This is a genomic window from Pedobacter sp. AC212 (assembly GCF_979258625.1).
On sequence record NZ_OZ409870.1, the window covers coordinates 676,867 to 690,719 of the forward strand.

General features: G+C 38.9%; 10 protein-coding genes. 2 read left to right on the forward strand and 8 right to left on the reverse strand.

What is annotated here, in order from left to right; genetic code table 11:
• Positions 1-23: 23 nt before the first annotated feature.
• Together ACZZZC_RS02900 and ACZZZC_RS02905 are read left to right on the forward strand one after the other, a co-directional pair.
• A complete protein-coding gene (locus ACZZZC_RS02900; RefSeq protein ID WP_463486574.1) occupies positions 24-1,046 on the forward strand; it encodes a pectinesterase family protein in 1,023 nt (340 codons plus the stop codon).
• Positions 1,046-1,789: a rhamnogalacturonan acetylesterase gene (locus ACZZZC_RS02905; protein ID WP_463486575.1), complete on the forward strand. Its 744-nt coding sequence runs from the start codon at positions 1,046-1,048 to the stop codon at positions 1,787-1,789. Before ACZZZC_RS02900 ends, ACZZZC_RS02905 begins: the two co-directional genes overlap by 1 nt.
• Before the next feature lie 925 nt (positions 1,790-2,714).
• Here ACZZZC_RS02905 and ACZZZC_RS02910 read toward each other — a convergent pair.
• From ACZZZC_RS02910 to pelA, 8 genes are all read right to left on the reverse strand, one after another.
• The gene (locus ACZZZC_RS02910; RefSeq protein WP_463484761.1) at positions 2,715-4,340 is read right to left on the reverse strand and encodes an NADP-dependent glyceraldehyde-3-phosphate dehydrogenase; all 1,626 of its coding nucleotides are present in this window, start codon (positions 4,338-4,340) and stop codon (positions 2,715-2,717) included.
• Between the two features lie 118 nt (positions 4,341-4,458).
• Positions 4,459-5,898: an MFS transporter gene (locus ACZZZC_RS02915; RefSeq protein WP_463484762.1), complete on the reverse strand. Its 1,440-nt coding sequence runs from the start codon at positions 5,896-5,898 to the stop codon at positions 4,459-4,461.
• A 21-nt stretch (positions 5,899-5,919) separates the two neighbouring features.
• Positions 5,920-6,582 carry a beta/alpha barrel domain-containing protein gene (locus tag ACZZZC_RS02920; RefSeq protein ID WP_463486576.1) on the reverse strand — a complete coding sequence of 221 codons (663 nt, stop codon included), beginning with the start codon at positions 6,580-6,582 and terminating at the stop codon, positions 5,920-5,922.
• Entirely contained in the window at positions 6,575-7,630 is a 1,056-nt protein-coding gene (locus tag ACZZZC_RS02925; protein ID WP_463484763.1) for a PfkB family carbohydrate kinase, read from the reverse strand. Before ACZZZC_RS02925 ends, ACZZZC_RS02920 begins: the two co-directional genes overlap by 8 nt.
• 231 nt (positions 7,631-7,861) lie before the next feature.
• Positions 7,862-9,262 carry a glucuronate isomerase gene (gene uxaC, locus ACZZZC_RS02930; protein WP_463486577.1) on the reverse strand — a complete coding sequence of 467 codons (1,401 nt, stop codon included), beginning with the start codon at positions 9,260-9,262 and terminating at the stop codon, positions 7,862-7,864.
• 257 nt (positions 9,263-9,519) lie between these two features.
• The gene (locus tag ACZZZC_RS02935) at positions 9,520-11,166 is read right to left on the reverse strand and encodes a UxaA family hydrolase (RefSeq protein WP_463486578.1); all 1,647 of its coding nucleotides are present in this window, start codon (positions 11,164-11,166) and stop codon (positions 9,520-9,522) included.
• Between the two features lie 16 nt (positions 11,167-11,182).
• Entirely contained in the window at positions 11,183-12,679 is a 1,497-nt protein-coding gene (locus tag ACZZZC_RS02940; RefSeq protein ID WP_463486579.1) for a tagaturonate reductase, read from the reverse strand.
• A gap of 51 nt (positions 12,680-12,730) precedes the next feature.
• Complete coding sequence (gene pelA / locus ACZZZC_RS02945; protein WP_463486580.1) at positions 12,731-13,747, reverse strand: pectate lyase; 1,017 nt, start codon at positions 13,745-13,747, stop codon at positions 12,731-12,733.
• Between the last annotated feature and the right edge of the window lie 106 nt (positions 13,748-13,853).

A 13,853-nucleotide genomic window follows, 5' to 3' on the forward strand; every position in this document is an offset into this window, starting at 1 on the left:
ATTCTAGCGTTTAAATTTATAGCATGAGTCAGCCCACATTTTTTAAATACTGCATTATTCTTTTTCTAGCATTTACTTTCATTCAGGCAAATGCTCAGGATCCTAAATACCCTGCAGAAATTACGGTTGCTCAAAATGGAACTGGAAACTACAAAACCATTCAGGAAGCCATCAATTCCATTCGTGATTTAGGAGAAAAACAGCTAATCATCAAAATTAAAGATGGTACCTATCAGGAAAAAATCGTTATTCCTTCCTGGAAGATAAACCTGAAACTGATAGGAGAAAGTAAAGAACATACCATCATCACCAACAGTGATTACTCAGGGAAACCGGTTTCTGTAGGCAAAGATGCATTTGGTTTGGAGAAAATGTCTACTTATACTTCTTACACGATTTTAGTTCAGGGCAATGATGTTTCGTTGGAAAACCTAAGCATTGTAAACGCTGCTGGTCGTGTTGGGCAGGCGGTGGCATTACATGTAGAAGGCGACCGTTTTATAGCGAAGAACTGTAACATTTCAGGCAATCAGGATACGTTGTATGCGGCAACAGAAAGTAGTCGCCAGTTTTACCAGGATTGCTTTATCGAAGGAACAACTGATTTTATTTTCGGGAAATCGACCGTAGTTTTTCAGAATTGTACCATCAAAAATTTAAGCGATTCTTACATTACAGCGGCCTCAACCTCACGAAATCAAACTTTCGGTTTTGTGTTTTTGAATTGCAAAATCATTGCTGATTCTTCCGTCTCCAAAGCTTATTTAGGACGCCCATGGCGGCCATATGCCAAAACGGTTTTCATTCACTGCGAATTAGGAAAACATATTTTACCTGCCGGATGGAATCCCTGGAAAGGTGACAAAATGTTTCCCGATAAGGAACAAACCACACTTTATGCAGAATATCAAAGCGTAGGTTTGGGCGCTTCGCCATCAACCCGACTTCCATGGACTAAACAATTATCAGATAAAGAAGCTAAAAAATACACTCTTAAAAATATCCTCAGCGGATTTGATCACTGGAATCCTTTAACGAATTTATAATGAATAAACCAAAATTTTATGCCGGCTTTGGCATGGCCCTTCTTGTGCTATTATTTGCTTTCAAATCTCAACAGAAACAAATAGTTCTATATATTATTGGCGATTCTACTGCGGCAAATAAAGCAGCAGATAAGTTCCCGGAAACGGGTTGGGGCATGGAATTGCAGCCTTTCTTTAAGGAGGAAGTAAAAGTAGACAACAGGGCTTCAAATGGTAGAAGTACTAAATCTTTCCGTGCTGAAAAGCGTTGGCAACCGGTTTTGGATAATTTGAAAGCGGGCGATTATGTATTTATTGAGTTTGGGCACAATGATGAAAAAATTGATAAGCCAACGGTTGGTGTTTCCTTAGCTGATTTCAAAATCAACCTTGTTAATTATGTTAATGAAACTAGAAGTAAAAAGGCCATTCCCGTATTGCTTACACCAATTTCGAGGAGAAGTTTTAAGGATGGCGTTCTCGTAGATTCGCATGGCGATTATCCAAAAATTACAAGATTGGTTGCCGATTCTTTAAAGGTTCCGCTGATTGATATGCTGGCTAAAACAGAAAAGTTATTGAACAAATTAGGTGATCAGGCATCTATAAAATTGTTTCTGCATGTTGATTCCGGATATGTAAATTACCACAAAGGGAAAAAAGATGATACACATTTAAGTCCAGATGGTGCACAACAAATAGCTGGTCTGGTAGTGCAGGGAATTAAAGAAAACAAATTGAGTTTGGTGAAGAAATTGAAATAAAGGGTTGCTGTAGCCATTTGCGAGTGAGATTACTTTGCTAATATCTTTAACCCAGTCGTTACCCAGAATTTATTTCAGGACCTTATTAACATGTTTAATATTCTTTTCAGATACCAAACCTCTGATTGCCACCCGTATAAATTTCGTTCCGTAGGAACGTTTCATTGGTAGAACATGATAAACGTTATGCCATCGTTCCGTAGGAACGTTTCATGAAGAAAACGATGTAACGAATAGGGCGATTAATGGGTGTTAATTAATTCAAAAAGAAGATCATAAAACGTTCCTACGGAGCGAAATTGAAATTATTATTTTTTCTACCGAGGATACGTTCCTACGGAACGAATGAAGGTTTTTCTAGTGTTAAGATATCATGAAAGGTGTTGAGGTAAATTCCCAACGAAAGATATTGTTAGGTTATTAGCTTAGATGTAGAATATACCTTTTAAGGCTTAAGAGCACATTCTATAACCAATCGTCACCCAGAATTTATTTCAGGGCCTTATTAACATGTTTAATATTCTTTTCAGATACCAAACACCCAATCGCCGCCCGTATAAATTTCGTTCCGTAGGAACGATTCATCGGTAGAACATGATAAACGTTATGTCATCGTTCCGTAGGAACGTATCATGAAGAAAACAACGTCACAAATAGGGCGATTAACGGGTGTTAATTAATTCAAAAAGAAGATCATGAAACGTTCCTACGGAACGAAATTGAAATTATTATTTTTTTTTCTACCGAGGATACGTCCCTACGGGACGAATGAGGTTTTTTTAGTGTTAATATCATGAAAGGTGTTGAAATAAATTCAGCATGATGACTATTCATATCAAGTTGATCATTTATTATTTACGCCAAAAAAGCCGCAAATTCCAAGACTAATCTGTGAATCTGCGGCTAACTTTTTATTAATTATCTGCTAAAAAATATACTTCGTACTTAAGAAGTTAGAATCATTTCCATTCACAATTTCATTTAGTAGTTTTTTGTTGTCATCGGTAAATTTGGTGGCCACCAATGAGCGGATAGAAAAAGAACGTAAAGCATCCACAACAGAAAGTGTTCCTTCGGCACTATCTTTTCGACCTGTAAAAGGAAATACATCTGGCCCACGTTGGCATTGGCAGTTGATGTTTACCCGGCTTACCTGATTAACTAAAGGATCAATTAGTGAAGAAATAACATTTGCATTGCTGCTAAAAATACTTACTTGCTGTCCGTGAGGCGAGCCGATTAAATATTCAATAGGTTCTTCCAAATCATCAAAAGGAACAACAGGAACAATTGGTCCAAACTGCTCTTCTCGATACAGTTTCATGTTGCTATTTACCGGATACACAATGGCAGGATAAACGAACGTTTCAAAAGTTTGACCGCCATTTTTGTTTACCACTTTAGCGCCATGGGCAATGGCATCATCAATGCAGTCTTTTAAATATTCAGGTTTATTTAATTCAGGTAGCGGTGTTAAGTTTACGCCCTTTTCCCAAGGCATTCCGAACTTTAGTTTTTCTACTTCAGCAGAAAGGCGTTTTAAAAATTCTTGTGCAAGACTGCGGTGAACGTAGATAATTTTCAAAGCCGTACAACGCTGGCCGTTGAAGGAAAGCGATCCTAAAACGGTTTCAGAAACCGCCAGATCCAGATCAGCATCTTTAGTAATGATGGCTGCATTTTTAGCATCTAAGCCTAAAATAGCCCTTAAACGATTTACTTTGGGGTGCAACTTCTTAAGCTCGTTTGCCACCTTGCTCGAACCGATCAAAGTTAATACATTGATTTTCCCTGATTTCATTAAACCTGGTACAATGGTATTTCCGCGACCGTAAATGGTATTTACAACTCCTTTTGGAAAGCTTGAACGGAAAGCTTCAAGCAATGGATAATGCAATAATGTTCCGTGTTTAGGTGGTTTGAATAAAAGCGTATTGCCCATAATCAGGGCCGGAATTAAAGTGGTAAAAGTTTCATTTAAAGGATAATTAAATGGCCCCATACACAATACAACGCCCAGCGGCGAACGACGTACCTGCGCTACAATTCCCTGCTCAATTTCGAAACGTGAAGACTGCCTGTCGATATCTTTCAAGGCATCGATGGTTGCGTAAATATATTCAACCGTGCGATCGAATTCTTTGATAGAATCGGCGTAAGACTTACCGATTTCCCACATAATCAGCTTAGCTACAATTTCCTTTTGCTCCAGCATTTTGTGCGTAAAGTTTTCTACACAGCTAATGCGATCAGCTACGCTCATGGTTGGCCATTGCCCGCGACCATTATCGTAAGCTGCTACGGCTGCATCTAAAGCCTCAGTAGATTCTTTTTCCGTACATACTGGAAAACTTCCGATGCGCTTTCTTTTGTATCCTTCGGGAGTTTTGATGCAAACAGGAGAAAAAACCTCGTTAAAAGGTCCGTTCCAGGGTTTCATTTCTCCATTAGATAGAAACTCTTTTTGATTGATTTCTTCTTTGAGCCTAAATTCATCTGGAATTTGGCTCTCTTCAACGAAAATACTTTCGAGGTTTAGCGTGGTGCTCAATGTTGGTTTGGTTGTTAGGGTTTATAATTGTGTTAATCTATAGTTTAAGTATAGATTAATTTTATTTTTAAGGCTGAAGGTTTTGCCTAGTTGGTTCGCAAATCCTTCAGCCTGATAATTATGCTAATTCGATAACTTTATACTTCGGTACCAATGTTTTCATCACTGTCCAGCCGATTAAGTAACAAACCGCACAGATAGAGAAGATAATGAAATAACCGGCTTCTTCACCTTTGAAACCCATAAAAATGATTTCATTTTTACCTGTATAATCAAACAGTAAACCCGATCCTTTATTGATAATGAAAGAGCCGATACCACCTGCCATACCACCGATACCGGTAATAGTTGCAATGGCTTTTTTAGGAAACATATCGCCCACGGTAGAGAAAATATTTGCTGACCAAGCCTGGTGTGCTGCCCCTGCAATACCGATAATAATTACCGGAATCCAATAAGTAATATGACCTAAAGGTTGTGCGGCCAAAGCTAAAAGCGGGAAGAAAGCGAAGATTAACATGGCTCTCATTCTGCCTTCGTAAGGGTTCATGCCTTTTTTATCAACAAAATAAGTAGGCAACCAACCACCGATAATGGATAGCAGCGTAATCATATAAAGTACAAATAAAGGTAAAGCACTTTGGGTAGAGTCCATTCCGTAAACCGATTTAAGGTAGGCTGGTGTCCAGAACAAAAAGAACCACCATACACCGTCTGTCATAAATTTACCAAAGGCAAAAGCCCAGGTTTGTTTGTATTTGAAGCAATCGATAAACGATACTTTTTCTTTGGTTTCTTCTACATAATCGGCCAATTTTCTATCGGCAATTAAATCTTGTTGAATGTAAGCCAACTCTTCTGCGCTTACTCTTTTATGCAATTCTGGTTTATTGTAAACGAAAACCCAAAGGCCCATCCATACAAAACCTAAAGCACCGATGATGATAAAAGACATCTCCCAGCCATAAGCTTTTGCAATAAAAGGAATGGTAATTGGAGCAGCCAAAGCACCCACAGTAGCACCTGCGTTAAAGATACTGGTTGCAAAAGCACGGTCTTTTTTAGGGAAATATTCTGCAGTGGCTTTAATTGCTGCAGGAAAATTCCCGGCTTCACCTACTGCCAAAACAAACCTTGCAAAGATGAACAAAGTAACACTTACCGAAACAACCATTCCAGTATCGTTAACTCTACCAATAATTTCTTTTGCCCCTTCAAAGCCTACAAACCAATTGCCTTCGATGATTCCGGCAGTAGCGATACCGCAGTAAGCGTGTAAACAGGCACCAACCGACCATACACCAATTGCCCATAAAAAGCCTTTTTTGGTATCCAGTTTATCAACCAAACGACCAGCAAAAAGCATTGAAATGGCATAAAATATCGAGAACAATGCAGTAATATTTCCATAATCATTATTATCCCAGTGAAACTCTGGTTTAATAAAATCTGTCCATGTTAACGAAAGTACCTGTCTATCTAAGTAATTTATGGTGGTGGCAAGAAACAGGAGTAAACATATCGTCCATCGGTATTTGCCTATTTTTGGTTGATTCATTTGGTTAGTGGTATTTAAATTTTACTTGCTTTGCTTAATTAAGTCGAGTGCGAGTTTGGTATTGTCTGCCAGTTCTTCATAAAGGCCTTTTGCCATTACATCTTTGCTAATTAATTTGCTGCCCATGCCTACTGCACAAACGCCAGCCTTAAACCAGGTTTTTAAATTGTCAGCATCAATTTCAACGCCACCTGTAGGCATAAATAATTGCCCTGCGAATAAATCTTTTATTGAGGATACGAATTCTGGGCCTAAAATATTGGCAGGGAAAATCTTAATTAACATTGCTTTATGCTGCTGTGCGATACTAATTTCCGTCGGCGTCATACATCCAGGAATCCAAAGCATCCCGATTTTATTCGCTATTTCAGCTACCTCAGGGTTTACGATTGGCGCCACTATAAAATCGGTTCCGGCATCAATAAAAGCATTTGCATCAGCAGCTGTTTTGATGGTACCAATACCCAAATAAAGATCAGGCATTTCAGCATCACGTACTTCTTTTAACTTTTTAAAGTTAGGCAAAGCCGATTTACCACGATTGGTATATTCAAAAACGCGGACACCTGCATTATACAAAGTGCGTAAAATTTCTACACTTCCGGTTTCGCTATCTTGATAGAAAAGCGGAAGCATACCTTGTTCTAAAATGGCATCTAAAATTTTGTGTTTGTTACTAATCATGGCGTATTATTCTTTTTTCAATGTCTGCTACGGTACTAGTCGTGGCATCGCTTGGAATGTATAATTTATCGTAGGCTGCAGCGGTTGCAAAATTTAAAGTTTCTTCCACAGGTAACTGGTTATAAAAACCATAAATTAATCCTGCCATAAAACAATCACCACTGCCTACTTTATCTAAAATTTCATCTGAAACATATTCTTCAGATACCGTTAGTTTCTCTGCTGTGTATATCGCGGTATAGTATTTTATTCCTTTTCCGTTATCGAAACGGAAGGTATTGGCTACAGCCTTACAAGCTGGAAACAAACTTAATATTTCTTTAGAGGTATCCGTTGCTTGTTGTAGTAACGTTTCCTTTGCATAACCTTCTGTTGGCTTTAAATCTTCGTGAAGAGCAGTACCTAACATCTTGTTTGCTGCCCAAACATTGCCCATGATTAAAGTGCAATATTTTGCCAGCTCAGGTAGAACATCTATCGGATCTTTACCATATTTCCAGAGCTTAGCTCTGTAATTTAAGTCTAACGAAATAATAATATTTCTTTCACTTGCTGCTTTTAGGGCTTCAAGGCAAACATCAGCTATCGATTGGTTTATTGCAGGACAGATAGCGCTGAAATGGAACCAGGTAATCCCCTGAAAAACTTTATCCCAATCAATCTGACCAACTTTCAATTCTGCATAAGAAGAATTTGCCCTATCGTAAATTACTCCGGCATTTTTTAAATCTTTCCCTTTTGGAAGATAGTATAGCCCCAATCTATCGCCGCCAAAAACCATTGGCGAGGTATCAATATTTCTAACTTTTAAATACTCTTCAATCTCTCGGGTAACAGAATTATCTGGCATAGCCGATAAATAAGCAGATGGAACGTTCCACAACGCCAATGCAGTGGCCGCATTTAGTTCAGCGCCACCAACGTAAAAAGGCAACTTACTTTCTTTTAACCATTGCCCATCCATATCAGGGCAAATGCGCAAAAGGATTTCTCCGAAACTTAAAACTTTTTCTCCTTTTTTTACCAAGGATGATATCTGGTCACTCATTATATGTTTGATCGGTTTTCTCGCCATGGCCTGTGTCGTCTCAGGCCATTAATTAAATCCAGTTTCGGTCTGTGAGGACACAGGCCGAGGGGTCTGGACTAAAATCTCTTCTCCATGGCCTGTGTCCTCACAGGCCATTAATTAAATCCAGTTTCTATCTATACGGACACAGACCGAGGGGCTGGACTAAAACCTCTTTCCATGGTCTGTGTCCTCACAGACCATTTATATTTAAAACGTAAAGTAATTTTTTGCGTTAAAATAAGAAATATCCTGCACTATCTTGCCTACCCACTCAATATCATTTGGCAATTCCCCATTCTCCACATCTTCGCCAAACAGATTGCAAACAATCCGGCGGAAATATTCATGGCGTGGGAACGACAAGAAACTACGTGAATCTGTCAACATCCCCACCAAACGGCTTAGAAGCCCCATGTTTGATAGTGCATTTAATTGTTTAATCATGCCATCTTTCTGATCTAAAAACCACCATGCAGAACCAAACTGAACTTTACCGGCAACAGAACCATCATTGAAATTTCCAATCATTGTGGCAATGAGTTCATTATCTGCAGGATTTAAGTTGTAGATAATGGTTTTCGCCAGCTTGTCCAGGTTATCTAAACGGTTTAAAAATTTTGAAAGCATTCTCGCCTGACTAAAATCGCCAATGGAATCCCATCCTGTATCAGGACCTAATTGGCGTAACATACGAGCATTGTTATTCCTTAAAGCACCTAAGTGATATTGCTGAACCCAACCTTTTTCATGATCCCATTCTGCAAAATAGATCAGCATAGCTGATTTGAATTTTAAGTTTTCCTCGTAAGAAATCTCCTGATTGCTACGGATTTTATCAAAAATTGAGCTGATTTCTTCATCCGTATAATCTTCGGCATAAATTTGCTCTAGGCCGTGATCTGAAACCGAGCAACCGTTTTCGGCAAAATAATCGTGGCGGCTTTTTAAAGCGTCAATATATTCTTGAAAGTTGGAGATGGATTTACCCACAACACCTTCCAATTTGTTAATGTAATCGTTTAAGCCGGCAACATCATCACTGTTCATTGCCTTATCCGGGCGGAAAGCCGGCAACATTTTTAAGGCTACACCTTCGGCTGCCAATTGCTGGTGGAAGTTTAAGCTATCCAGCGGATCATCAGTTGTACAAACCGCTTCCACATTCATTTTTGCCAACAATCCACGAACAGAATATTCTGGTGTTTGCAACTTTGCAGAACATTCATCGTAAATTTTACGAGCGGTTTTGCCTGATAAAATATCGGTAATTCCAAAATACCTTTGCAGCTCTAAATGAGTCCAATGGTATAAAGGATTGCGCAAAGTGTAAGGTACCGTTTCAGCCCATTTCTCAAATTTCTCAAAGTCAGATGCGTCGCCGGTAATGTATTTTTCATCAACGCCGTTGGCTCTCATGGCTCTCCATTTGTAGTGATCGCCTGCTAACCAAACCTGTGTAATATTTTCAAACTGCTTATCGTTTGCAATTTGCTCCGGAATTAAGTGATTATGATAATCGATAATGGGTAACGATTTTGCGAAATCATGGTAAAGCTTTTCAGCTGTTTCATTTTGCAAAAGGAAATTTTCGTCTAAAAAAGGTTTCATTCTTTTGAGATTTGAGATATTAGATACGAGATTTGAGATTTTCAAAACGCCGATCTTTATATCGTATTTTTTAATGTGGTCTGTGAGGACACAGACCACGGATTTTGTTTTATATCCCTCGTTATTCAAAGGAACAAAGCAATCTTATGAATCAGATTACTTCGTGCCTCGCCTGCCTGCCGCCAGGCAAGCAACAATAGTTTGTGAAAACTCGACTCTGGAATTCGGACTAAAGACTTCCGACTCCAAACCCCCAACTAAAGACTAACGCCTCTTTTCCATGGAATAAAGTCGTCTTGATTTAAGAGTACAGCTTTCGGAATTACTTCGCCACTTGCGGCTTTGATGCAATATTCTAAAATGTCTTCACCCATTTGCTCAATGGTTTTCTCACCTTCAATTACTGGTCCGCAGTTGATATCGATAATATCGCCCATGCGTTTAGTTAAAGCATTATTGGTAGAAACTTTTATGGTTGGGCAAACCGGATTACCTGTTGGTGTACCTAAGCCTGTGGTAAATAAGATCAATGTTGCGCCCGATGCTGCTTTACCAGTAGTAGCTTCCACATCATTTCCTGGTGTACAAACCAAATTTAAACCAGGTTTTGTAGCAGGTTCGGTATAATCCAACACATCTTCCACAGGCGATGTTCCGCCTTTTTTAGCGGCACCAGTACTTTTAATGGCATCAGTAATCAAACCATCTTTAATATTACCGGGAGATGGATTCATAAAAAATCCAGAGCCAACGTTTTCTGCTGCTTGATTGTAAGCCGTCATTAACTGAATAAACTTACGTGCTGCAGTTTCGTCTTTTGTGCGATCGATCAATTGTTGTTCGGCGCCACAAAGTTCTGGAAACTCGGCTAGAAGAACAGTTCCGCCCAGACCTACCAATAAATCAGAAGTATAACCAACTGCTGGGTTAGCGCTAATGCCACTAAAACCATCGCTACCACCACATTTCACACCCAAAACCAGTTTGCTTAATGGCGCTGGCTGACGCTCAATTTTATTAATTTCAGTTAAACCGATAAAGGTTTTTCTAATCGCTTCTTTAACTAATTGTTCTTCGCTTTGCGATTGTTGTTGTTCGAAAATGAATAAGGGTTTATCAAAATTTGGTGAACGCAATTTCAAATCGTCAACAAAATCTTTTACCTGCAAATTCTGGCAGCCCAAGCTTAAAACGGTAACGCCGGCAACATTTGGATGATCAGCATAAGCGGCTAAAAGTTTGCTCAACACAGCAGCATCCTGACGTGTACCACCACAACCACCTTGATGGTTCAAAAACTTTATCCCATCAACGTTTTTGAAAATACGGTTAGCCGCAAGATTCGCTTGTCCGATTGAGCTCGAATCTGCTTCTTCCAGGATTTCACCATTTTTATAAGCCTCAACAAGGTGATGCGCATACGTTTTGTACTTATCGGTTACGGCATAACCCAATTCATTATGTAAGGCTTCGCGAATGACATCAAGGTTGCGGTTTTCGCAAAAAACAGTAGGAATAAATAACCAGTAGTTGGCTGTTCCTACGCGACCATCATTGCGGATATAACCATTGAATGTTCTGCCTTCAAATTTGGATACATCTGGCGCATGCCATTCATAGTGATAAGGTCTAAACTCGTAAGGATCTGAAGCATGTTTAGTGTTTTCAGTATCCATTAAGCCGCCTTTAAGGATAAAATGTTGCGCCTTCCCAACCAGAACACCATACATAATAATGTGATCTCCGGCATTCATATCCTGCATAAAAAATTTATGCTTGGCCTTAATATCATCCTGTAAAGTATATTCTTGGCCATCGTGTATAATGGTTTCGCCTTTTGCAAGATCTTGCAAGGCAACAAGTACGTTATCGTTAGGATGGATTTTTAAAATTCTAGTAACCATTTCAATTTGTTCTTTCTTAGTGCAAGTTACTCAAAGTTTCTTTTGCACCTTTATTTTGTAATAAATCTACATAAGATTTTACCGCAGCATTAAAACCAGGATAGTTATTCAGGTTTTTATCCCAAAGCCTTCTATCGCCCAACGTACTGTCTACTACAGTTTCAGGGTTTTTCCAGTAATTGTGCAATACTTCTGCAAATTCATCTTGTATCGGGAATGATTTTCCATTTATTGTCGACGTATAAGTATCGCCCTCTTTGGCAGCATTCATATAAATGATGTAAGCAGCAACGCCGAGTGCAGTTAATTGAGGAACTTCATTTTTCAATGCATAATATCTTCTAATTAAAGGCATATTACGCATCTGCAATTTTTGCGTGTAATTTAAGGTAATGGCATGCCATTGGTGTGCTAATGATGGATTGCTGAAACGATCGATAACGCTTTCGGCAAAAGCTAATGCTTCTTCTTTGGTAATGTCGCCGCTTTCTACCACAGGAACAATTTCCTCTTTCATCAATTTTAAAACATGATTAGCGAATGCTTTATCTGCCATGGCTTCTTTAACGGTATGGAAACCTGCTAAAATGGCTAATCCGCAACTAATGGTATGTGTACCGTTAAGCAAGCGAAGCTTAAGTTCTTTAAATTTATCGATGGAAGGTACGATGAAAACACCTTTATCAGCCGAAGCAAATGACAATACTTCTTTCACTTTTTCGCTCGCCGATTCGATGGCCCAAAGTCTGAAAGGCTCTGCCATAATCATTAAGCCATCGGTGTAACCCAACTCTGCTTCCAATGCTTTTTGCGATGCTTCAGGCAGTCTTCCAGGAACAATTCTATCTACTAATGTTTTACAAAAATGATTGGCAGTTCTTAACCAGTTTTCGAAATCCCAACCCAACTTGTTTTGAACGGCTAAATCCAAAACAATTTCTTTCAGCTTATCTGCGTTATCGCTGATCAATTCAGTTGGTACGATCACCATTCCACTTTCTTCCGATCCATTGAATGCTTTATACCTTTCATGCAAAAAGGCCAATAGCTTCCCCGGAAAAGATTGTGGTGGAGTATCAGTAATTTTATCTTCGCTTTTCACAATTCCAACTTCTGTGGTATTCGAAATTACCACTTTCAGTTCTGGCTGATGTGCCGTTTTTAAAATCTCTGCCCACTCTGATGTTGCAGATAAAACACGACTAATTGATGAATTGATCATGTTTTCTTCAACCTCAACGCCATCCTCAATACCTTTAACACTTAGCGTATACAAATTATCCTGATCAGCAAAATCATCAACTCCAGCTTTCGAAGTAGTTTTAACCACAACAATTCTTCCGTTGAAAATACCCTGATGATTGGCTTTATCGATAAAATAATCAGGTAAACCGCGTAGCAAAACGCCAGTGCCAAACTGAATTACCTTCTCTGGTAACTCCAACATTTCAGCAGTTGGTTTGATCACCTTTTCTCCGCTGATGTTTTTTAGATTTTCTTTGTTTAAAAGCATGTTTTATTGTTTAATCACCAAGCGCCGAGGCACGAAGTGTGATTTTAATTATTATTGTCCCTTAGTGGCTAACCACTTTGGGTATTCCTTTTCAATTAATTTCTGGCCCCAGCTACCGTACCAGGCGTAGCCATTTCTTCGCTCTGGAATCAACTCTTCTAACTTTAACTTGATTGAGTTATCGCGATCGCCGAAGATGGGAACATTTTTATCCAGATCGTAAAACCGGGCCCAGGCCATGCTGCTATTATCTTGAACCAATGCTGCAGTTTTGCCTTTTTCTCTGTCGAAACGGTAACCCGATATTTTGTAGGTATCAAACCACTTTACTGCAGCTGCAATAGATTTTTTAACTTCTGCTGATGGACTTTTAATACCCATTAAAAAGCGGATAATGCCAACTGATTCGCTTGTAGCCAATGAAGCCGGTTCGAAGTTTCTGGCTTTTGCAGGCAGCATGGTATCCTTATCATATTGAGCGGCCCAAATGCTCAATTCTCCTTTTTGTTTAACCTGAGTTTTTAAAATACAATCGATACCTTTTACAATCGCCTTTTCAGCTCTGCCAACATACCTTTGATCCACTAAATCAAAATCATTTTTTTTCTCTGCTACATCCCGCAGGATGTTCAAAACATTGATCATCGCATCATCATTAAAAGTAATTTGCGATCGATATAAAGATTGGTCGGGATAATATTGTGGCCAGCCTCCATTTGGGTATTGTGCTGCCAAAATATAATCGAGGCCTTTTTCTGCCGCCTTTAAGTAGACTTTATTCTGCGTTTTCTTATAAGCGCCAATTAAATAAACGACTTCTCTACTTGTTGCTTTGTTATCAAATGTAGCATGTTTATCAGTAGTCGCTTTTACTTTTGCTAATAGTTCTGGTGTTAAAGTAGCGCCATAATTAACCACACTTTTATCTTCCAGCTGCTTCGGCCAACCTCCATTACTAAGCTGATAAACCAGCATTTTTTCTGCAGTAGAATCTGTAGGCATTTGCGCATAACAAGAAGCCAATAGAATGCTGCAAGCAATGGTGAATAATGTTTTGATTTTTATCATTTTTGTTTGGTTATTCAACCACACATTTACAATAGATCAACACAAATTGAAACCAGGGTATCTTAGTCCTATGTTATCTGCGTTTATCCTGTTTATTTGTGGTTTA